This is a genomic window from Priestia sp. P5 (genome assembly GCF_029522155.1).
Lineage (GTDB): Bacteria > Bacillota > Bacilli > Bacillales > Bacillaceae_H > Priestia > Priestia megaterium_E.
Map to the genome: position 1 here is coordinate 305,981 of NZ_JAKWFJ010000003.1, position 21,728 is coordinate 327,708.

Genomic DNA, 21,728 nt, shown 5'->3' on the forward strand with positions numbered 1-21,728 from the left:
CCCTTCTATAGAAGCGTAAATACAATGGCAATACCTGCACCAATAGCGAATGCCGTCAGAAACGCTTCTGCTCCTTTTGATAATCCAGACAGTAAATGTCCCGCCATTAAGTCTCGCACTGCATTGGTAATGGATAAGCCAGGAACGAGAGGCATAACGGATCCAATAATAATTTTATCAATTTGCGTGCCTAGTCCTGAAGCGACTAAAAGAGCTGATAAAAGTCCAATAACTAACGAAGCGGTAAACTCAGCAAAAAAGCGAATCGGAATAAGACGGTGGAAATACACCACGGTTAAAAATCCGAGACCTCCTGAAAACATAGCTGGAATAAAGTCCGTCCATAAACCTTGAAACATGATTAAAAAGCATCCGCTAGAAATGGATGCAGCTGCAAGTTGAACCCATAGTGGAAAAGCTACGTTCGTTGCTTCAATTTCTTGTAGCATTTCATACGCTTCCTCTAAGGAGATGTTTCCTTGACTGATTGTTCTTGAGACGCTATTTACCATGGTTACTTTTTTTAAATCTGTCGTTCGTTCGGAAATACGAATTAACTTCGTTTTCGTCGGTTCTTTCGTTTCAAGTGAAAACATAATCCCTGTTGGCGTCACATAGCTGTGGGATTTTTTTATACCGTAAGACGCTGCAATCCGCATCATTGTGTCTTCTACTCGATACGTTTCTGCTCCGCTTTCTAACATAATTTTACCTGCTAGTAAGCTAACGTCCATAATTTCATATTTATCTAATTTTTGTTGTGTCATCAAATCGCTCCAAACATATTAAAGCTTGGTTTTTTTCCCTACAGCATACAGTGTATAAGAAAGAGGGAAGTGGACGCAATGGTTAATGCAAAAAAGTGTGGACTTTTTGTCTCACACTTTCAGGAATAGTATATACATTCCTTATCAATTCATACGTTTTGTGGTCTCACGCTCTACTAATACAGGTGCCATTTTATACTGTATCTGATCTATTTCTTGCTGATCCTGAATTTGCTGAAGTAATAGGTTTACTGCTTTTTCAGCCATTTTTTCCATCGGTTGACGGATAGTTGTTAGTGGAGGATGCGCTTCACTAGCTTCTGTAATATCATCAAACCCTATAACAGATAAATCTGCTGGAACGTGAATCCCGTTTTGCCACGCACAGTGTATCACTTTCAGAGCGATGTAATCCGTAGCACAAATAAGCGCAGTTGGAGGCTCTGGATGATGAGCTAGCTCATTTATAAACTGATATAGTTCATCTGAGTTATTCATATCTTCTTTCACAAACTTTGCGTTTGCTGACGGTACATACTGATAAAAAAGAGACAGACGGTGCTCGACTCCGCTTACAGCTTTTCCAACGAACCCTATATTCTTATGACCAAGGTCCGTTAAGTGAGCAACAGCTAATTGCATTCCCACCGCATCATCTACATGTACAATCGGCCAAAGTGCAGAAGAGGCGTCTCCTGTAAGAGAAACGTAAGGCGTTTGATATTGTTTTAATACATCTACAAACGGATGCTGAGCAGCTACATAGTCTAATAAAATGACCCCATCAAACCAATGGTTCATCATAACATTTAATTGACGCTCAGCCGTTGTTTCTTCGTAATCCGTGTGTCCAATAAGAACGTCCATCCCTCGACTTTGGACTTGTTGCTGTACCTTTTTTAATAGTTCAATTAGAAACGGATCTTTTAAATCTCTAATTAATATCCCGATAATCCCTGTTTTTTGGGCCCGCAGAGCTGCCGCAAATGGATTCGTCTGATACCCTAAATGAGCTGCTGCTTTTAGTACTTTTTGTTTAGTTTTTTCACTAATTTTAATTTTACCGTCTTTATTATTGAAGATTCTTGATACAGTAGCTAATGAAACACCCGCTTCTTTTGCTACTTCTGTAATCGTGACTTTTTTTCTCCCCATTCGTACCGACTCCCATTTCCTTTTAGTCTATCGACCATTTCTTTATTATACTACTAGAAGCCGGCACCACTGAAAACTATCTTCCCTACTTTTCACTAAACAGCCACTTTAACACATCTTGAATTTTTTGATCCCAATATGCCCAGTCGTGACTTCCTTTTCCTTCTTCATATGTAAAACAAATAGGCTCTTGCTTACAGCGCTCGGAAAAACGTTTATTTTCCTGATATAAAAAATCTTCCGTTCCACAGCATTGATAAATACGCGGAGTCACTTCTCCATAGCGCCGGCGATTTTCAAGCAGCCAAAAAAGATCATCCTCAGGTCTAATAACAGGCGGCATGCCAAAAATCAAAGGATAATCTAAGAGCTGAACTTCTCCTCGTCCTCCAAGCCCTTCAACGTCCATCACTCCTGATAAACTGGCAGCTGCAGAAAATTGATGTGGTTTGCGAAACGCCCATTTTAAAGCGCCGTACCCTCCCATAGAAAGACCAGCCACAAAATTATCTTCTCTTTTTTCCGATAAAGGAAAGAATGACCTAGCCAATTGAGGAAGTTCTTCTGTTACAAACGTCCAATACTTCTTTCCATAAGCCATATCTCTATAAAAGCTGCGATCTACATTTGGCATTACAACTGCAAGTCCTAATTCTGATGCGTAGCGTTCAATCGAAGTTCTTCTCATCCATATCGTATGATCATCAGAAAGACCGTGTAATAAATAGAGCGTAGGGTGTTTCTCACTTCTTATATTGGTTTGTAAACCAATCTGAGATTTTGTTTGCTGCGGTATCAAAACGTTCATTGAAGTACTTATTTGCAATACTTCTGAAAAAAAATCACATTGAATAAACGCCATATTTCTCTTCCCCCCTACTTTTTCTTCCCTATTGATTGATAACAAAACGTACATAATTCATATAAAAGTTAAAAAAATAGTTTGATTATTTATAATTTTTAGTTTAACATAAAAACATCTTTTATGAAAACGTTTTACGTATAACGTTTTTTCATTAAAATAGTGACTGCGATTCAAAGGAGGAATTTATATGGGGATAGTAAAAGTAACTTCTGACGAGTATAAGGAGCAAAAAGGAAATCTGTTTTTCGTGATTTTCATTTCATGTGCAGCTGCTTTTGGAGGGTTGCTTTACGGCTATGACACAGCCGTCATTTCAGGAGCTATTGGGTTGATGGAAGTGCATTTTAATCTTAGTCCAACGATGGTAGGTTTTGTTGTATCTAGTTTGCTGCTCGGTGGTGCTGTTGGGGTACTTGCTTCAGGAAAACTGAGTGATCGATTCGGTAGAAAAAGCATCTTGCTTTTAGCAGCTTCTTTATTTATCGTATCCGCAATTATGCAAGCGCTATCTTCATCCATCTCTTTTGTGATTATTTCTCGAATTATTGGAGGACTAGGCATTGGCATGGCTTCTGTTCTTTCTATTACCTATATTTCTGAAATAGCCCCTCCGCACATGCGCGGCCGCTTAGGCTCTCTTTATCAATTTGCTGTTGCCGTTGGGATTGTTTTTGTCTATTTTGTAAATGACTACATTTTATCTATTGGGGAAGACGCATGGCAGAATTCCACAGGATGGCGCTACATTATCGGTGCTTCTGGAATTCCAGCTCTTTTATTTCTTCTTATCCTTTCTCCTGTTCCTGAAAGTCCGAGGTGGCTGGTAAAAGCAAACCGCACTGTAGAAGCTATGGACATTTTAATTAAAATCAATGGTACACACATTGCACGCCAAGAGCTGTATCATATTGAGCAATCGTTAAAAGAAAATCAACCGGCTTCTCTTTCGCTTTTTAAAGAGGCAGGCCTTCGAAAAGCGTTGCTTATTGGTATTCTACTTGCAGCCTTTCAACAGCTTGTCGGAATCAATGCCATTATTTATTACGCCCCCCAAGTTTTTGAAGCAGCTGAAGCTAGAGGAGATTTATCGCTCCTTGTTACGTCTATGATTGGTGTAGCTGCCTTTTTAGGCGTTCTTTGTTCCATGTGGCTTATAGACCGGATTGGCCGCAAAGCTTTATTACTTATTGGCACAGCTGGTATGGCTGTTACGCAGCTTCTCGTTTCTTTTGGATTTCATTCACAGGGTACTGAAGGCTTGACTACTAGTTTACTTATTGTTTTTTATTTATTTCTTTTTAATATTTCTATGGGACCTGTTGTATGGGTTGTGATTTCTGAAATTTTTCCTAATCATGCGAGAGGCTATGCAATGTCTATTTCCACCTTTTTCTTGTGGATAGCTAATTGGTTTGTGTCTCAGTTTTTTCCTATTCTTTGGAACAAAGCTGGAGGATCTTTTACCTTTTTATCTTTTATGATTATGTGTATCGCTTCGTTTTTGTTTATATGGAAGTGGGTGCCAGAAACAAAAGGAAAGTCACTTGAAGAAATTGAACATATATGGAAATAAAAGAAGCCTGAGCATATATCTCAGGCTTCTTTTTTATCGAATTTGTCCATCTCCGTAAATAATATATTTTAATGTTGTTAATTCCTTTAATCCCATTGGTCCACGCGCATGAAGCTTTTGTGTACTAATTCCGATTTCTGCCCCGAAACCAAACTCTTCTCCGTCCGTAAACCTCGTTGAAGCATTCACATAAACAGCAGCTGAATTAACGCGCTGTAAAAAACGCTGAGCATGAGCATAATTTGTTGTTACAATCGCTTCAGAGTGATGTGAACTATGAACATTAATATGGGAAATCGCTTCATCGATATCATCTACGATTTTAACTGCCATGATGAAATCCAGATATTCTTTCTTCCAATCCTCATCCCCTGCTGGAACAAGGTCTGGAACGATCGTTAGCGCACGTTCATCACCGCGTACTTCTACATCTTTCTCTCGTAGCGCTTGAACAATAATCGGCAAAAATTCATGAGCCGCTCGTTCATGAATAATCAGCTTTTCGGCTGAGTTACACACCGCTGGACGAGATGTTTTTGCATTAATGACAATATTGGCCGCCATGTCACGGTCATATTCTTCATCAACATAAATGTGGCAGTTCCCGGTTCCTGTCTCAATAACAGGAACCGTTGCATTTTTTACCACTGCTTCAATTAAACCAGCACCGCCTCGAGGAATTAATACATCGATATATTCATTTAGTTTCATTAACTCCAGTGCTGTTTCTCTCGACGTATCTTCAATAAGCTGTACGCTATGCTCAGGAAATCCTGCACTTGCCGCAGCTTGGGATAATACAGAAACAATCGCTTGATTCGAATAAAATGCCTCACTGCCTCCGCGCAAAATAACCGCATTTCCTGCTTTTAAGCATAAGCCTGCTGCATCACATGTAACGTTTGGACGCGCTTCATAAATAATTCCTATGACACCAATAGGTACACGCTGCTGCCCAATTTGTAAGCCATTTGGTCGTTTGGCCATAGACAGCACTTCTCCTACTGGATCTGCAAGCGCAGCTACTTGGCGCAGGCCGTCTGCCATTCCATGAATCCGCTCTTCATTTAAAGATAGGCGATCTAACATCGCTTTTGACGTGCCTTTTTGAACGGCTTTTTCTACGTCTAATTCATTTGCTTTTAAAATAGCTTCTTGTTGATCCAGTAAAGCAGTCGCCATTTTATAAAGCGCCTGCTGTTTTTGTTCGCTCGTTACATTTCCTAAGAAATAAGAGGCTTCTTTTGCCTGCTTTCCTTTAAGCTGCAATTCACTCATTTCATTACTCCTTCAGCTTGTTTTAAGAATAACGTTCCAATTTCTTGGCCTTCAATAATATCTCGCAAAATACTTGGCTCTTTACCATTTGCTAAGATTAAGCTCACCCCTGCACTTGTAGCTGTTTTAGCAGCAGTAAGCTTTGTGACCATTCCGCCTGTTCCAACATCCGTTCCGCTATCTCCAGCAAAATTCTCAAGCTCCGGCGTGATGCCATCTATTACTTTCATTAATTTAGAGTTAGGGTTTTTTGTGGGGTCTGAATCAAAGAAACCGTCAATATCAGATAAAATAACGAGTAAATCTGCGTGAATTAAAACTGAAACAATGGCGGATAAATTATCGTTATCTCCGAAACGCACGATGTTTTCAATCTCATCGATGGCAACCGTATCGTTTTCATTCACAATAGGAATCACTTTGTCTTCAATTAATTTTTCAAACGTGTTCACAACGTTATTGCGCACATGTTCATCTTCGATTACATCTTTTGTTAACAGTACTTGACCAACAATGTGACTGTACTCACCAAAGAATTTACTGTAGATATGCATAAGCTCACACTGCCCGACAGAGGCTGCTGCTTGTTTTTCTCGAATAGAAGTTGGCTTTTCTTTTAACTTTAGTTTTTTTACTCCCACTTGAACGGCACCTGATGTAACAAGCACAACTTCTTTTCCTGCATTCATTAAATCAGATAACACACGCGCTAGTTTTTCAATGCGTGCTAAGTTAATATCTCCGTTATCATAGGTCAACGTAGATGTACCTACTTTGACTACGATACGCTTGCTATTTTGTAACTCTTGACGATGGTTCACTCTTTTCATCTCCCTAACTAAAAACACCTAAATGCGTACTAATTTTTTTAAAAATTATAGCAGAGATTATGCGAAAAGTCTTATAGTTTTTCAAAGGGGATTTGAACTTTCTAATTTTTTAAATAATTAAGGGAAAAACTGGTGATAAAAGCGCTTTCTTCTTTTATAATGAAAGTTGTAAGGGGAACACACAATTACATAACGTTGTGTAGTAGTACAAACATCATACAACTAAGGGATAGGGGGATTTGTAATGAATGCGGTTACGATTGTTATTGGATCTATCTGTATTTTAATGATTGCGTATCGGCTTTATGGAACATTCATGGCTGTTAAGGTCTTGAAACTAAACGATGCGCAAAAAACGCCGGCACATGAGCTTGAAGATGGAAAAGATTACGTGCCAACCAACCGATGGGTAACATTTGGTCATCACTTTGCAGCTATTGCAGCTGCGGGTCCGCTTGTTGGACCTATTTTAGCAGCTCAGTTTGGCTATTTGCCCGGACTGCTCTGGCTTTTAATCGGAGCTGTAATCGGAGGAGCCGTTCACGATGCAGTTGTGTTATTTGCATCTATGCGCCAAAAAGGTCAGTCGCTTTCAGAAGTGGCTAAAAAAGAGCTAGGACCCGTCGCTGGTTTTTGTACAGGTTTAGCTATGCTTTTTATCATTACCATTACAATGGCCGGTTTATCTATGGTCGTGTTACACGCACTTGAGAAAAATCCTTGGGGTACATTTGCTGTTGGAATTACTATTCCGATCGCAATGGGGGTAGGTATTTACCACAAAAAAACCGGTAATTTAAAAGCGGCTTCTACCGTCGGCTTCATTTTAATTTTAATCGCCGTATTTAGCGGTCCTTATATTCAAGGAACAGCTTTAGGAGATTTTTTAACGCTAGATATTAAAACACTTTCAATTATTCTTCCCGTTTATGCATTTTTCGCAGCGGCCTTGCCCGTTTGGCTGCTTTTAGCACCTCGAGATTACTTAAGCAGCTTTATGAAAATTGGTGTCTTTATCGCGCTGATTGTAGGCGTGTTTTTCGTAAATCCAGCAATTCCATTTCCTGCAGTTACTGAATTTATTCACGGAGGCGGCCCTATTTTAGCAGGACCTGTGTGGCCGTTCATTTCCATTACGATCGCCTGCGGTGCTATTTCTGGCTTCCATGCATTTGTTGGTTCAGGAACAACCCCTAAGATGCTCGATCGTTGGAGTGACATTAAAGTTGTAGGCTTCGGCGCGATGTTAGTCGAATGCTTAGTAGGAATTATGGCATTAATTGCCGCAACTGCTTTACATCCTGGAGACTATTTTGCAATCAACTCTACACCTGAAGTGTTCAAAACGCTTGGCATGAACGTAACAGCTCTTCCTCAGCTTAGCCAAGAAATTGGCCTAAACTTAGAAGGCCGTACAGGCGGCGCTGTTACACTGGCTGTAGGAATGACGTATATTTTCACGGAAATTCCTTGGTTCAGCCACCTGTCTTCTTACTTTTTTCAATTCGTTATTATGTTTGAAGCAGTGTTTATTTTGACTGCTATCGACGCTGGTACACGCGTTTCCCGCTATTTAATTCAAGACTTTTTTGGTGAATTTTATAAGCCATTGAAGCGAGTAGACTGGCTTCCTGGGTCCATTTTTGCAAGTGCCCTAGCCTGTTTTATGTGGGGATACTTATTGTTCTCAGGAGATATTGGCTCAGTTTGGGCGCTGTTCGGCGTATCGAATCAGTTAATGGCATCTATTGGTTTAATTATTGGTGCAACCGTTATTCTTAGAATTGCGGATAAGCGCTCCTATATGCTTACTTGTCTCATTCCACTAGCCTACCTTTACGTAACGGTTAACTATGCGGGTTATTGGATGGTTAAGAATGTGTATTTAAACGCGGCTGCGGCAGGTTACAGCATATTAAATGCGACTCTTTCGATCATCATGCTTATACTCGGTCTCATTATTATGATTGCCGCGATTCAAAAATGGACGCAGCTTTGGCGCACGCCTCAGGCTGAACTAGCGGCGAAAGCAAACTTATCACAAAATATATAAAACGAACACGCTTGCTTATAGAAGCAAGCGTGTTTTTGACGTAGTAATAGCCGGTCAAAATAATTGCACACCAAGCATTTTTATTATTAAACTAAATATACTATACAGAAAATTTTTAAAATAGTTCGTACATTTCACATGCGTATCCTCCCACTGATTACATCTCAAAATATCCAAGTTAAATTATAATAATTATAAATTAGTATTGATTTTTTATTTAAAGATGTTATTATTATTTCTAACATAATAAAATTCAAATAAGAGGTGGTTCTAAGATGACAACAAACAAGAATAACCTAACGACTAGTTGGGGAGCTCCGGTTGGAGATAACCAAAATTCGATGACCGCTGGTTCACGCGGACCTACTTTAATTCAAGATGTTCACCTTTTAGAGAAATTAGCCCATTTTAACCGAGAGCGTGTTCCTGAACGCGTCGTACACGCAAAAGGCGCCGGTGCCCACGGTTATTTTGAAGTGACAAACGATGTTTCAACCTATACAAAAGCAGCTTTCCTTTCTGAAGTAGGAAAACGAACACCTCTATTTGTTCGCTTTTCAACAGTAGCTGGTGAAAACGGCTCAGCAGATACTGTTCGCGATCCTCGCGGATTTGCTGTTAAATTTTATACAGAAGAAGGAAACTACGACTTAGTCGGAAATAATACACCCGTATTTTTCATCCGAGATGCGATTAAATTTCCTGACTTTATTCATACACAAAAACGCGATCCACGCACACATTTAAAAAACCCGACGGCCGTTTGGGATTTCTGGTCTTTATCTCCTGAATCTTTACATCAAGTTTCTATTTTAATGTCTGACCGCGGTATCCCCGCAACTTTACGCCATATGCATGGATTTGGCAGCCACACATTTAAATGGGTTAATGCCAAAGGAGATGGCGTTTGGGTAAAATATCACTTTAAAACAGAGCAAGGCGTAAAAAATCTGTCTCCAGACGTAGCCGCAAAGCTAGCTGGTGAAAATCCAGATTATCATACTGAAGATTTATTTAATGCCATTGAAAAAGGCGATTTCCCTTCATGGAAGCTGTACGTTCAGATTATGCCATTAGAAGACGCTGATACGTATCGCTTTGATCCATTTGACGTAACAAAGGTTTGGTCACAAAAAGACTACCCGTTAATTGAAGTAGGTCGCATGGTCTTGGACCGCAATCCAGAAAATTATTTTGCCGAAGTGGAGCAAGCTACATTCTCACCTGGAACGCTTGTGCCGGGAATTGACGTATCACCTGATAAAATGCTGCAAGGTCGACTATTCGCATACAGCGATGCACATCGCTACCGCGTGGGTGCTAACCATCAAGCGCTACCGATTAACCGTCCGCGCAGCGAAGTAAATAACTATCAGCGTGACGGCCAAATGCGCTTTGACGATAACGGCGGCCGTTCTGTTTATTATGAGCCAAACAGCTTTGGCGGCCCGACAGAATCACAGGAAAACAAACAAGCAGCATACCCTGTTTCAGGCGTTGCCGATAGTGTTGCATATGATCATAACGACCATTACACGCAAGCAGGTGACTTATACCGCCTTCTAAGCAAAGACGAGCGTACACGACTAGTTGCAAACATCGTTGAAGCTATGAAGCCTGTAGAAAAAGAAGAGATTAAACTGCGTCAAATTCAACACTTCTACAAAGCGGATCCAGAGTATGGAACACGCGTTGCAGACGGTTTAGGATTATCTGTTCCGCAGCAAGTAAAATAAATTTATCAGTTTTCTAAATGAAAAAATAAAGGTATTTTTCTCATTGTAGATTATCGTTTATTCTCAATTAGTTTAACATTTTATCACTAAATAAGTATCCATATTTTATGGATACTTATTTAAATTCTTGTAAAAAGAGGAAGGGATGAAGAAATGATTGGACAAGAAATAAGATGTAATCAGTGTAATAGAGAAATAAAAGTACTAAAGCACAGTACGCTTTGCGGTTGCGGAATAAAATTACGAACGCTAAAAAAAGAGAAGCAACCAGCATAATGAGGTTGCTTCTCTTTTTTTACTAGATATGCTGTTTATATTCACTCACATTAAAGAGTAATCGTTACTTTAAATAAATCTCCGTCAATTTCAATATTCAGTTCTCCTCCGTGCAAATCAATAATTGACTTAGCAATAGCTAACCCAAGTCCGGAACCATCGGTTTGTCTTGAAGTGTCCCCTCTTTTAAATCGTTCAAACAGCTCATCTGCCTGCTCATTTAATTCATATTTACTTACATTTTTAAATGTTAGTTTCACTTGTTCGTTTATTTCTTGAACAGAAATATAGACACGCGTTTGTTCAAGTGAATATTTCAATATATTCTCTATCAAATTGTCAAATACTCTCCATAATTTTTGACCATCTACAGTAGCAAATATTGGATTTTCGAGAGATTGAATACGAAATTGCAGAGTTGAATCTTCAATTGCTTCATTATATTCAGCTAAAGCCTGATGAAGAAGCTGGTTAATATCAATTTTGTCTTTATGCAATTCTACATTTCCACTTGCCATTTTTGACACTTCAAATAAATCATCAATAAGTGTCTGTAACCGTTTTGATTTACGGTCAATAATTTCAATGTAAGCATGTTGTTCGTCCGAAGTAAGATCTTGCGACTTTAGCAACGCTGTATATGTCATAATAGAAGTCAATGGTGTTCTTAAATCGTGACTGACGTTGGTAATTAACTCTGTTTTCAAGCGTTCACTTTTAACTTGAACATGCTGAGATGTTTGAATCTGCTGCTGGATATGATTTATGTTTAGCGCTGCTTGAGTCAAAGCTGATTTTCCTTTGATAGGTAACGGCTCTTTCCACTCGGCTGTGGCGATTTGATCAATTGAGATAATAATTTTATTTAAATAATTAACTCGTAGCATAAGCAGTATCAAAGTAACCACTCCTACAACACTTCCAACAGCTAAGTACAGTATGGATACTTGTTCTGCAAACATAGATCCACTAGTCAATAGAGCTGCAACAGCAAACACGGCAAACACTAAAAGCAGCACTACAACCATTATATGCATGCCAATATGTCTGATAATAAAAATAGATTGAAGAAAATAAATTACTTGATAAACACACGTTCTTTTATATTCTTCTATGTCATCTATTGTGCGCATACGCTGAAACAGTAGAAATACTTGAAGTGCCCATAGGGAAATAGCTATGGATATTGCTATCATATAAAAGAAGAACGTAGCAACATGCTTATATGATTCTAATAAAGAAGCAGGATAGCCGTTCAGAACTAGACTTAATGTAAAAAATGAATATAAAAGAAAAACAATTATACAAATATCTAAAGGTATTTTTTTATAAACCCTCTGTACTGCAGTTTGTTTTGTTATTTCTTTTAAATGTCCAGTTATTGTTTTTTTATAAATAAAGGAACCTATTAGCAGAGCTAGTATCCCTGACAATGCATACACGAGAAACGCTACATTTTGATGATGATAATAGTTATATTCATCAAATAAAGGACTAATGAAGGTTTCTTTTTCAGGAACAGCAATTATACCCGTAAACTTCTGCTTTAAATACCGGGTTGGGATCTCTGAGTCTACCTCACTGCTTAACGACGAATTTTTATATTCATCTGCTTGGAACACAAGCGGTGATTGAGCTGAATAAGTATGTTTATACAATATGTTTTTCTGTTTTACTAATTGATTAACATCTTCTTTGCCTGCGTTTTGGATGTTCGTGTATATTTTGTTCGTGTTCCTATCTTTTAAATAATACATGATGTCTTTTTTATATTGAGATAATGTTTTTTGTCTATCAAAAGCTTCATCATATAGTTTCTTCATTTCGAGTTTTTTGTTTTTCGCTATTTCTTCTCGAACGAATTGATCATCTTGAAACTTTTTTTGAATGTTTTTAACTTCTAGATCCTGCTGCTTTACATAGGCAGCTTCAACGTTTTTGCTCTTTGCCTGTTTAGCGTCTTCTATTTTTTCTTCATATTTATCGTGCACGTTTTTTATTTGTTCTGTTAATGTTCCTTCCGTATATCGATACGACTCAATCTCTTCTTCTGTTATCTTATTTGCATTAACGGTATTCTTATCTTTTTGTGTCAATTCTAAAAGGTAGAGATCATTTGTAAAACGACTTATTTGCTTTTTGAAGTCTTCTGATTTTACATAGCTGCTTTTTTGTAAATAGTTTGTTTTTAATAGATTATGCACGTTACTAATTGAAGAAATAGTTGCTCCTAAACCAAATAAAAACAAGATAATCCCTATAGCTGAAATGACGCTACTTTTCCATTTTGTATCCAAGTCCCCACACAACCTTTACATACCTCGGATTTTTTGGTTCAATCTCAATTTTTTCTCTTATTTTTCTAATGTGTACCGCTACTGTGTTTTCTGCGTTGTAGCCTGGTTCATTCCATACGCGTTCATAAATATCATGTATGGAAAAAACTCTCCCTGCATTTTTCATTAATAACTCTACAATTTTATACTCAATGGGAGTCAGCTTAATGAATGCCCCATCAAGAGTGACGGACTTAGCCTCAATATCAAGTACGAGACCTCGGATATCAATCGTCTTTGTTTCCTCATATGTACCTAATGTCACATATCTTCTTAACTGTGATTTAACTCTCGCTATCAGTTCTAATGGATTAAAAGGCTTTGTCACATAATCATCTGCTCCTACCTGCAGACCGAGCACTTTATCTGCATCTTCGCTTTTAGCGCTCAGCATAATAATCGGGATATTTTTTTGTTCTCGGATTTTAAACGTCGTTGAAATGCCGTCTTGCCTTGGCATCATAATATCAAGAATAATTAAGTGAACTTTTTCTTTATTTAGTATCTCTATGGCTTCGATTCCATCTTTGGCCGTAAAGACTTTAATACCTTCATTTTTTAAATAAATAGCAATGCCATTACGGATTTCTTGCTCATCGTCTACGACTAAAACCACATATTCGTTCATTGATTTCTCACACTCCTTTCAAAAGTATATCATGGGTCATTTCGTCTATGGGTTTTATTGTAAACTGCATTTCTTAAGAAAAAGGAAGGGGAAATCTTAAGATTTTCTTAAGCTTCATATGTTGAAAAAGGTTTAAAGAATAGGGATAACAGGAACGTTAAAAGAAAAAATATAATCAATTCCTCATTTGATTCTAAAGAACTATCCGTGAGCGATTATATCTTTTTATTTAAAAGGAGGATGATTTAACTTGGAACGGAATCATACAATTATGCAATTTTTCGAATGGCATGTGCCAGCTGATGGCGAGCATTGGCAACGCCTCAAAGAGCTCGCTCCTCAACTAAAAGAACAAGGAATTGATTCCGTATGGATTCCCCCGGTTACAAAAGGTGTTTCATCAGAGGATAATGGCTACGGCGTTTACGACTTATACGATCTTGGCGAATTTGATCAAAAAGGAACCGTTCGTACAAAGTATGGAACCAAGCAAGAGCTGCATGAAGCGATTGATGCCTGTCATAATCATGGAATTAATGTCTATGTGGATATTGTAATGAACCATAAAGCTGCAGCAGATGAAAAAGAAACGTTCCACGTCATTGAAGTGGACCCCATGAACCGAACAGAAGAAATTTCTGAACCTTTTGAAATTGAAGGGTGGACAAAGTTTACATTTGAAGGGCGCGGCGATCAATATTCTTCTTTCAAATGGAACTTTAATCATTTTAACGGCACTGATTACGATGATAAAAATGGAAAAGAAGGCGTTTTTCGTATTGCCGGAGAAAACAAAAGCTGGAACGAAAATGTGGATCAAGAGTTTGGCAACTACGATTATTTAATGTTTGCAAATATTGATTACGATCATCCTGAAGTTCGAGAAGAAATGATCAAATGGGGAAAATGGTTAGCAGACACTCTGCAGTGCGACGGTTATCGATTGGACGCCATTAAACATATTAACCACGATTTTATTAAAGAGTTTGCCCACGAATTGTCCTCTTCTCAAGAAAAGCCCTTTTATTTTGTGGGAGAGTTTTGGAATCCAGAGTTAACAGCCTGTCAGGAATTCCTAGACGTGATTGATTATCAAATCGATTTGTTTGACGTATCGCTGCACTATAAACTGCATGAAGCCTCTCAGCAAGGAAGAGATTTTGATTTAACCACGATTTTTGATGATACATTAGTCAAGACTCACCCGTTGAATGTTGTCACATTTGTAGATAACCATGACTCTCAGCCAAATGAATCTTTAGAATCTTGGGTAGAAGATTGGTTCAAACAAAGTGCTTACGCTCTAATTTTACTTCGTGAAGACGGCTATCCTTGTGTGTTTTACGGAGACTATTTTGGGATAGGCGGAGAGCACCCAATTGAGGGAAAAGAAAAAGATATTTCCGCTCTCTTGCATGTACGCTATGACAAAGCATACGGCCAGCAAGACGATTATTTTGATCACCCGAATACCATTGGATGGGTAAGGCATGGTGTAGAGGAATTTGAGAAGTCTGGATGCGCTGTGGTGATGTCAAACGGCGAAGATGGCGAAAAGAGAATGTTCGTCGGCCAACACCGAAGTGGACAAACGTGGATTGACTTCACAAACAACCGAGAAGATCAAGTTGTGATTGAAGAAGATGGCTACGGACAGTTCCCTGTAAACGGCGGCTCTGTATCCGTGTGGGCTGAAGCATAAAAAAACAGTGGCCTGCGCCACTGTTTTTTTACCATAGACCTAGCAGTTTCCACCACAAGCCGCCAATTCCAATCCAAATGATAATATGAATAATTGAAATTAAAAAGCCGAGCGACCACCATTTTTGCTGCGTTACATATCCACTACCGAAGAACACCGGTGCCGGCCCACTGCCGTAGTGAGTTAAACAGCCAAATAAATTGCTAAAGAACGCTAAAATCAATGCTGACAGTAACGGAGGCGCACCAGCGGCCACAATGACAGATAAAAATGCTGCGTACATAGCGCTGACGTGAGCCGTGTTACTTGCAAAAAAGTAGTGAGAATAAAAATATGCAATAGCTAGTACAATCAACGCCGTCATCCAAGACATATGACTAACAGTGCCTTTCATCAGATCACTGAACCAAGGAATCATGCCTAGATCATTTAAGAAAGTTGCCATCATAACCAAAACAGCAAACCAGACTAATGTATCCCATGCTCCCTGTTCTTTTTTGATGTCCGACCAGCTTAACACTTGCGTTAAAAGCAGCGCACATAGACCAATAAAAGCAGTTGTTGTTGCATTAATATTTAAATTAGCTCCAAAAATCCACAGCACAAGAAGAAGTAAAAATACGCCAATCATGTACCATTCTTCTTTCTTTAGCGGACCCATTTCATTTAGTTTTTTTGCTGCAATTTCAGATGCTTCCGGCGTTTCTTTTAATTCTGGCGGATAAAGCTTATAAATAACGAGCGGAATAACAATTAAACTAATAATTCCAGGTACGATTGCAGCCGCTGCCCAGCCAACCCATGAAATAGTCTTGCCTGTAATTTGTTCCGTCATTTTAACAGCAAGAGGATTGGCCGCCATTGCTGTTACGAACATAGCGGATGTGATCATATCTCCTTGAAACGATACTTTTGTTAAGAAAGCGCCGACTCTGCGCTCCGTACCGTCTCCAGTTCTCGATCCGTATGTTTCGGATAAAGAACGAATTATTGGAAGAATAATTCCTCCAGCTCGTGCTGTATTAGACGGCATTGCAGGTGATAAAAGCAAGTCACTTACAATAAGAGAATACGATAGTCCCAACGTCTTTTTACCAAACAAACGAACGAAGATATAGGCAACCCTTGTTCCTAGACCAGTCTTAATAAAACCTCTAGAAATAAAGAATGCAATAACGATTAACCAAATCGTCGTATTTTGAAAACCGCTGAGCGATTGTTCAAGTGTTAATGTATTAGTTAATACAATAATGGTTAAAGATAAAATAGCTACACTGCCTAATGGCAATGGTTTAATGATAAGCCCTACGATAGTAGCCACAAAAATAGCGAATAAGTGCCAAGCCTTCACATCAAGTCCGGACGGAGGTGTAATAAACCATAAAACAAGTCCGATTGCCAGACAAATTAATAAAGGAATAATTTTCACTTCGCCGGCAGGCTTTTTTGTTGTTTCAGCCATAATCTTTCTCCTTTCATGTTTTTAAATAATAGTAATAGTATGCTCTTTCCACTTCGTACCCAATACTTATCCCATTTAAAATAAAATAATTGTAAAAATACGTTTCGTAAGGATGATATTGTAAAATTGTGAAGTGTTGAGCATAATTCCTTTATTATTTTATCATATATATTGACAATATTTATCTCTTACCTTCATTTTATTCCCTTCAAAATAGCTTGTAAGCGTTATTTTATTAAAAATAAATAAACTGCATGAGTTCATCATGCAGCCTTGTATTTAGCGATTTACTTTTTGAATAAACACGACTTTGAGATAATCACCTGACTTAAATTCTTTTATTGTTTTAAAATCAGCTGGAAGAGAGAACTGCTCCATCATTTTGTAGCGTTCCCCTTTTTCGTTAAAAGCTTTTTCAATAAACGAATGAAACTTTTTCATATCAAAATTACTTGCATTCGTAGATGCTACAATGACACCATTCGGCTTTGTAAGCGCAATGGCTTCTTTTAATAAATCTTTGTAGTCTTTTGCCGCGCTGAACGTATGCTTTTTTGATTTAGCAAAGCTCGGCGGATCTAGCACCACAAGATCGAACGTCATATTCTTCTTGACCGCATATTTAAAATACTTAAAAACATCTTCTACAATAATGTCCTGTGCTTCGTGATCAATTCCATTTACACTAAATTGCTCAATTGTTTTTGCCAAGCTGCGATTGGCTAAGTCGACACTTGTTGTTTTCGCAGCTCCTCCAAGAGCGGCCGCCACTGAAAATGCGCCTGTATACGAAAACATGTTTAGAACGGTCTTTCCTTTTGCATATTTATCTCGAATCGTTTTACGGACGTCTCGCTGATCTAAAAAGACCCCAACCATCGCTCCGTCATTTAAATAAACGGCAAAACGAATACCATTTTCTTTTACAATTAAAGGGAATTCACCTTTATTTCCTGTGACAAAATCATCTTCTTCAATATACTGCCCTTTTACGTTGAAACGTTTTTTCTGGTACAGCCCTTTAAAGTTAGGCGCAGATTTTAAAGCTTCAATAACGTATTCTTTAAATTGATAAATTCCTTCACTATACCAACTCGTGACGTAATATCCGTCATAATAATCAATGATTAAGCCGCCAATTCCGTCACCTTCACTATTAAATACACGAAAAGCAGTTGTATCTTCAGACGCATAAAAATCGTGACGAGAGGCAATAGCTCGCTCAATTTTTCGTGCAAAAAATGCCGCGTCAACTTGTTCACTTTTCTTCTTCGTCAGAATCCATCCGTAGCCTTTGTTTTGTTTTCCATAATAGCCTTTGGCTAAGAATTGATTCTTTGGAGTGACTAAGTTAATAATAACGCCTTCTTCTTGCAGTTTATGACCATCAACAAGCGCATCTTTTTCAATGAGTGGATAACCTTTATTCACTTTTTTAATAAAAGCTTCTTTGGCTATAACTTGTACTTCTTTTCTCATGTGTACACCCTATCTATTTAATTTAGTTCATTCTAGTTTTATCCATTTTACGAGAATAATCTACATTTATCTTAACATAGATAACCGGTAATGTTTCCAGTTACAAAATAGAAAAGCAGAGGATGCCTTGAAGCACCCTCTGCTTGATATGAATGAAAAATGAAATGTATGTTTTATGTTTTAAGATAAAAAATTATGAGCACTCTTGTCCAGTATATGCATCGAACTTAAGCGTCTGCTGCTTGCTTCCGCTCACTAAAGTCACCACGTATACAGTTATTGAGTTTTCTGTTATAAGCTCAATATGCTCTACTTTTCCTTCTTGATGTTTTAAAGCAAGAACTTTTACAGCGTTCTCCGTTAACGGCTGAAGATTATCATGTTTTACATGTGTGATTTCACCCGAAACCGCATCGATTGTAACTGTGTATTCCGTATTATCTTTGATTATTTTCACTGTGAAAATCGCTGCGTTTTGATCATATTCTACTATTTTCACCTTACCTGCATATGTAGCCAATGCAAGATCTTTTGCATCTTGTCTCGTTAATACCTTCACTTCTTGCTGAGAAGTATTAACTACTTTTCCTGTGAAAGCATCTAACGTTACTGTATATTGAGTGCTATTTTTAAGAATCACTGCGACATACTGACTAGCGGATTCTTTAAACTCCAGACTATATACGTAACCACTATATTGTTTAACAATTGCTTCTTTTATTTTTTGCTCTGACATTAGCTGCAGCTCTTTTTTATTCTCATGAATGACTTTTCCCGTTAGACCATCTACAGTTAACGTATATTCTACTTTGCCATCTACTACAGTTAACGTATATTCACGCGTTTCTTTGTTAAAGGTAATAGATTGAATAGCGCCTTTATACTGCTTAAAAACAGATTCTTTCACTTGATTTTGTGTCCATAACTTCACTTCTCGCTTCTTTACTACTTTTCCAGTGCTCGCACTTACTTCTACAATTCTTTGCTCCAGGTTATTCGTTACAATTGTAATCACATACACACTCGATTCCTGCTTAAATTCTGTAGATGTGACCGTACCGTTGCAATCTTGCAGAGCAATACCTTTTGCCTGAGCTTGAGAGATACTCACATGTTCAGTTGCTTTCATTGTCTTCATTTCTGCAGCGTGACTCGTTGTAATAGAGCTAAATGCAATTGCAGTTCCTAAAGCAGATGTAGACAATACTTTTGTCCATTTAATCATCCTTAAATTTCCTCCTCTTTCACCATTAGACTTTCCGTCTAATTTATGGCGTTTTATCTAGTACGCCGTTCATTATGCAAAAGATTTCTGAGAATAAGACGAATAGAAGCTTAAAGTTAGCTGAAGATATAAGAATAGCTACTATTTTTCAGCTTGCTTTCAGCTATTATTCAGGGCTGTTTCAGATAAAAAAGCATAATAGAAAGTAGAGGAGCAAAGGAGTTTTCACCATGATGGATCAATTAAAAGGAATTAAAGTCTTGCTTATAGATGACGAACCCACTATTTTACAGTTTTTATCTTTAGGTTTAACGAATGAAGGATTTGATATCAAAACTGCCCAAGACGGAATTGAAGGAATTAATATAGCCAAAGAATTCAAGCCTCATATCGCTATTGTAGATGTTATGCTTCCTGGAATGGATGGATTTGAAGTATGCCGCTTGTTAAAGAAAATGGGGAATATAGCTGTCATCATGCTAACAGCAAAAGATCAAGTGGACGATCGAGTAAAGGGACTGACTATTGGAGCAGATGATTATATGGTCAAACCCTTCAGTTTTGAAGAACTTCTTGCGCGCATTCAAGCTAGAATCCGCAATCAATTTCCCAACCTATTAGACGAGGTATCAATCGGTCCATTTAAAATTGATGACCGCCGCAAAGAAATTAAATACCTTAATCACATACTTGATTTATCCCCTACTGAATATGCACTCTTGAAATTCTTGGTTATTAATCACGGTCTTGTACTAAGTAAATCCACCATTTTAGATCGAGTGTGGGGATATGATTTTGGAGGAGAAGAAAACATTGTTGAAGTATACATTCGATCACTGAGAGAAAAATTACAGGACCATAGCCGAACCGTTATTCGAACGCTTCGCGGTGTAGGATACCGGATTGATATTTCATGAAGCACAAACGTTTCTTTCATCTGAATTCTCTTCGCCTTCAGCTTTTATCTAGAAGTTTACTCGTTATTTTGAGCTTACTGATGCTGATAGGCGTTTTTCAATACGTATTTATGAAGCAATTTATTTACACAAATAAAATTAGAAGCATCGAAGACCAAATTCACTTGATTCCCGATGATGTCTGGAAGCACGATATTGAAACAAGCCAGAATGTAAAACAATCATCAAGACCAATGGTTTATTTCCCGGGCGTTAATATTACCTTTATCAATCAAAAAAGCACATTTTTACGGCTGGCTAAGGATCCACATCATTCTTACTTCCCTAAGCTTTCTGCATCTACATACAAACAAGTAATGAAAAAAAGCAACCAGCCGGACAACACGACGAGCCTCATAAAAAAAATGGATGGTCATCAAGAGCAAGTCATTGTTTTAAAACCCATTATCTTTGATGGAGAAATACAGGGAGTTATTCAAATTAATACTCCCACAGAATCATTAAGAGACCTCTTAATCAGACAAATGCTCATCTTTTTAATGCTTTCACTCACCGCAATGACCATTGCTTTTTTTGTTTTTTCTTCTGTTTTAAAACAGACGTTAGTCCCTTTGTTTACTACTACTAAAAAAGTGGAGCATATTAATGCCGGAAGCTTACATGACCGCTTGCCTGTTAATCAAGGACAAATCGAAATGGATCGCCTTTCTCTTTCTATTAATGAAATGCTTGAACGTCTTGAAAAAGCATTTAAAGCAGAAACAGAAGCCAAAGAACAAATGCGGCGTTTTGTTGCGGATGCTTCGCATGAACTGCGAACGCCGCTTACATCTATTCACGGCTTTTTAGAAGTTTTATTAAGAGGGGCTAGCAGTAATCCAGAACAATTAAACGACGCATTAAAAAGCATGTATGGAGAGTCCAAAAGACTGCACAAACTTATTCAGGATCTTCTGCTTCTTGCTCAGCTTGATCAACTTCCACCGTTTCAAAAAGAGTACTGTTTTATAGATGAGTTGATTTTAGATATGAAACCTCAACTCATACTGTTGGCGGGGAACAGAAAGGTTTTATTCGACTTTCCAAGCCGTTTGCCATCCGAAGTTAACAAAGATCAATTTAAACAAGTTGTTTTAAACTTATTTTCCAACGCCGTACAGCATACAAATCCAACCACAGGAGTTATTCAAGTGGTAGGAAAAATAAATGAGGAAGAACTTTCGTTGATAATACAAGATAACGGTCATGGTATTCCTCAAGAACACCTTCCTCATTTATTTGAGCGATTTTACAAAGCTGATGCTTCACGCTCTCGGGCATACGGAGGAGCAGGTTTAGGTTTGGCCATTAGCGCATCTATTATAGAATTGCACGGGGGGGAAATACGTGTAGAGAGCAAATTGAATGCAGGAACTGCTTTTGAAATCGTATTGCCCTTGACGTAAA

General features: G+C 38.1%; 16 protein-coding genes. 6 read left to right on the forward strand and 10 right to left on the reverse strand.

Features of this window, described 5'->3' with window-relative positions:
* Positions 1-5: 5 nt before the first annotated feature.
* From MMB69_RS23095 to MMB69_RS23105, 3 genes are all read right to left on the reverse strand, one after another.
* Positions 6-767 (reverse strand): threonine/serine exporter family protein, encoded by a 762-nt coding sequence (locus tag MMB69_RS23095; protein WP_013085528.1) that lies wholly within the window; start codon positions 765-767, stop codon positions 6-8.
* Between the two features lie 144 nt (positions 768-911).
* Complete coding sequence (locus MMB69_RS23100; protein WP_221785903.1) at positions 912-1,922, reverse strand: LacI family DNA-binding transcriptional regulator; 1,011 nt, start codon at positions 1,920-1,922, stop codon at positions 912-914.
* An 85-nt stretch (positions 1,923-2,007) separates the two neighbouring features.
* Complete coding sequence (locus tag MMB69_RS23105; protein ID WP_277448488.1) at positions 2,008-2,784, reverse strand: alpha/beta hydrolase; 777 nt, start codon at positions 2,782-2,784, stop codon at positions 2,008-2,010.
* Between the two features lie 190 nt (positions 2,785-2,974).
* Between MMB69_RS23105 and MMB69_RS23110 the strand changes: the two genes are divergently transcribed.
* The gene (locus MMB69_RS23110) at positions 2,975-4,360 is read left to right on the forward strand and encodes a sugar porter family MFS transporter (RefSeq protein ID WP_277448490.1); all 1,386 of its coding nucleotides are present in this window, start codon (positions 2,975-2,977) and stop codon (positions 4,358-4,360) included.
* Between the two features lie 33 nt (positions 4,361-4,393).
* On the opposite strand, the gene MMB69_RS23115 is transcribed toward MMB69_RS23110, so the two are convergent.
* Both MMB69_RS23115 and proB read right to left on the reverse strand, forming a co-directional pair.
* Positions 4,394-5,638, reverse strand: coding sequence for a glutamate-5-semialdehyde dehydrogenase (locus MMB69_RS23115; RefSeq protein WP_014457701.1), 1,245 nt, complete (start codon positions 5,636-5,638; stop codon positions 4,394-4,396).
* A complete protein-coding gene (gene proB, locus MMB69_RS23120; RefSeq protein WP_014457700.1) occupies positions 5,635-6,468 on the reverse strand; it encodes a glutamate 5-kinase in 834 nt (277 codons plus the stop codon). Before proB ends, MMB69_RS23115 begins: the two co-directional genes overlap by 4 nt.
* A gap of 244 nt (positions 6,469-6,712) precedes the next feature.
* On the opposite strand from proB, the gene cstA reads away from it, so the two are divergent.
* The gene (cstA, locus tag MMB69_RS23125; protein ID WP_221785907.1) at positions 6,713-8,521 is read left to right on the forward strand and encodes a carbon starvation CstA family protein; all 1,809 of its coding nucleotides are present in this window, start codon (positions 6,713-6,715) and stop codon (positions 8,519-8,521) included.
* A 275-nt stretch (positions 8,522-8,796) separates the two neighbouring features.
* Entirely contained in the window at positions 8,797-10,257 is a 1,461-nt protein-coding gene (katA, locus tag MMB69_RS23130) for a catalase (RefSeq protein WP_221785908.1), read from the forward strand.
* 326 nt (positions 10,258-10,583) lie between these two features.
* Here the strand turns inward: katA and MMB69_RS23135 are convergent, their stop codons facing one another.
* Positions 10,584-12,830 (reverse strand): sensor histidine kinase, encoded by a 2,247-nt coding sequence (locus tag MMB69_RS23135; protein WP_264408722.1) that lies wholly within the window; start codon positions 12,828-12,830, stop codon positions 10,584-10,586.
* The gene (locus MMB69_RS23140; RefSeq protein WP_221785910.1) at positions 12,808-13,497 is read right to left on the reverse strand and encodes a response regulator transcription factor; all 690 of its coding nucleotides are present in this window, start codon (positions 13,495-13,497) and stop codon (positions 12,808-12,810) included. Before MMB69_RS23140 ends, MMB69_RS23135 begins: the two co-directional genes overlap by 23 nt.
* Positions 13,498-13,747: 250 nt before the next feature.
* On the opposite strand from MMB69_RS23140, the gene MMB69_RS23145 reads away from it, so the two are divergent.
* Entirely contained in the window at positions 13,748-15,199 is a 1,452-nt protein-coding gene (locus tag MMB69_RS23145) for an alpha-amylase (protein ID WP_221785911.1), read from the forward strand.
* A gap of 28 nt (positions 15,200-15,227) precedes the next feature.
* Here MMB69_RS23145 and MMB69_RS23150 read toward each other — a convergent pair whose 3' ends face one another.
* The 3 genes from MMB69_RS23150 to MMB69_RS23160 all read right to left on the reverse strand — a co-directional run bounded on the left by MMB69_RS23150 (position 15,228) and on the right by MMB69_RS23160 (position 19,365).
* Entirely contained in the window at positions 15,228-16,661 is a 1,434-nt protein-coding gene (locus MMB69_RS23150; protein WP_277448491.1) for an anion permease, read from the reverse strand.
* Between the two features lie 279 nt (positions 16,662-16,940).
* Positions 16,941-18,140, reverse strand: coding sequence for a class I SAM-dependent rRNA methyltransferase (locus MMB69_RS23155; RefSeq protein ID WP_221785912.1), 1,200 nt, complete (start codon positions 18,138-18,140; stop codon positions 16,941-16,943).
* Between the two features lie 193 nt (positions 18,141-18,333).
* Positions 18,334-19,365, reverse strand: a complete 1,032-nt coding sequence (locus tag MMB69_RS23160; RefSeq protein ID WP_221785913.1) for a PepSY domain-containing protein — start codon at positions 19,363-19,365, stop codon at positions 18,334-18,336.
* Positions 19,366-19,598: 233 nt separating this feature from the next.
* On the opposite strand from MMB69_RS23160, the gene MMB69_RS23165 reads away from it, so the two are divergent.
* Positions 19,599-20,282, forward strand: a complete 684-nt coding sequence (locus MMB69_RS23165; protein ID WP_217028910.1) for a response regulator transcription factor — start codon at positions 19,599-19,601, stop codon at positions 20,280-20,282.
* A complete protein-coding gene (locus MMB69_RS23170) occupies positions 20,279-21,727 on the forward strand; it encodes a sensor histidine kinase (RefSeq protein WP_221785914.1) in 1,449 nt (482 codons plus the stop codon). The genes MMB69_RS23165 and MMB69_RS23170 overlap by 4 nt, the downstream gene beginning before the upstream one ends.
* Position 21,728: the final 1 nt, after the last annotated feature.

What these genes read in the sequence shown, in the direction of transcription:
- MMB69_RS23100 (WP_221785903.1), bottom strand. Translation starts at nt 1,922, where the DNA reads ATGGGGAGAAAAAAAGTCACGATTACAGAAGTAGCAAAAGAAGCGGGT.
- MMB69_RS23155 (WP_221785912.1), bottom strand. Translation starts at nt 18,140, where the DNA reads ATGAGAAAAGAAGTACAAGTTATAGCCAAAGAAGCTTTTATTAAAAAA.
- MMB69_RS23150 (WP_277448491.1), bottom strand. Translation starts at nt 16,661, where the DNA reads ATGGCTGAAACAACAAAAAAGCCTGCCGGCGAAGTGAAAATTATTCCT.
- cstA (WP_221785907.1), top strand. Translation starts at nt 6,713, where the DNA reads ATGAATGCGGTTACGATTGTTATTGGATCTATCTGTATTTTAATGATT.
- MMB69_RS23170 (WP_221785914.1), top strand. Translation starts at nt 20,279, where the DNA reads ATGAAGCACAAACGTTTCTTTCATCTGAATTCTCTTCGCCTTCAGCTT.
- MMB69_RS23160 (WP_221785913.1), bottom strand. Translation starts at nt 19,365, where the DNA reads ATGATTAAATGGACAAAAGTATTGTCTACATCTGCTTTAGGAACTGCA.
- MMB69_RS23115 (WP_014457701.1), bottom strand. Translation starts at nt 5,638, where the DNA reads ATGAGTGAATTGCAGCTTAAAGGAAAGCAGGCAAAAGAAGCCTCTTAT.
- katA (WP_221785908.1), top strand. Translation starts at nt 8,797, where the DNA reads ATGACAACAAACAAGAATAACCTAACGACTAGTTGGGGAGCTCCGGTT.
- MMB69_RS23110 (WP_277448490.1), top strand. Translation starts at nt 2,975, where the DNA reads ATGGGGATAGTAAAAGTAACTTCTGACGAGTATAAGGAGCAAAAAGGA.
- MMB69_RS23140 (WP_221785910.1), bottom strand. Translation starts at nt 13,497, where the DNA reads ATGAACGAATATGTGGTTTTAGTCGTAGACGATGAGCAAGAAATCCGT.
- MMB69_RS23165 (WP_217028910.1), top strand. Translation starts at nt 19,599, where the DNA reads ATGGATCAATTAAAAGGAATTAAAGTCTTGCTTATAGATGACGAACCC.
- proB (WP_014457700.1), bottom strand. Translation starts at nt 6,468, where the DNA reads ATGAAAAGAGTGAACCATCGTCAAGAGTTACAAAATAGCAAGCGTATC.
- MMB69_RS23105 (WP_277448488.1), bottom strand. Translation starts at nt 2,784, where the DNA reads ATGGCGTTTATTCAATGTGATTTTTTTTCAGAAGTATTGCAAATAAGT.
- MMB69_RS23095 (WP_013085528.1), bottom strand. Translation starts at nt 767, where the DNA reads ATGACACAACAAAAATTAGATAAATATGAAATTATGGACGTTAGCTTA.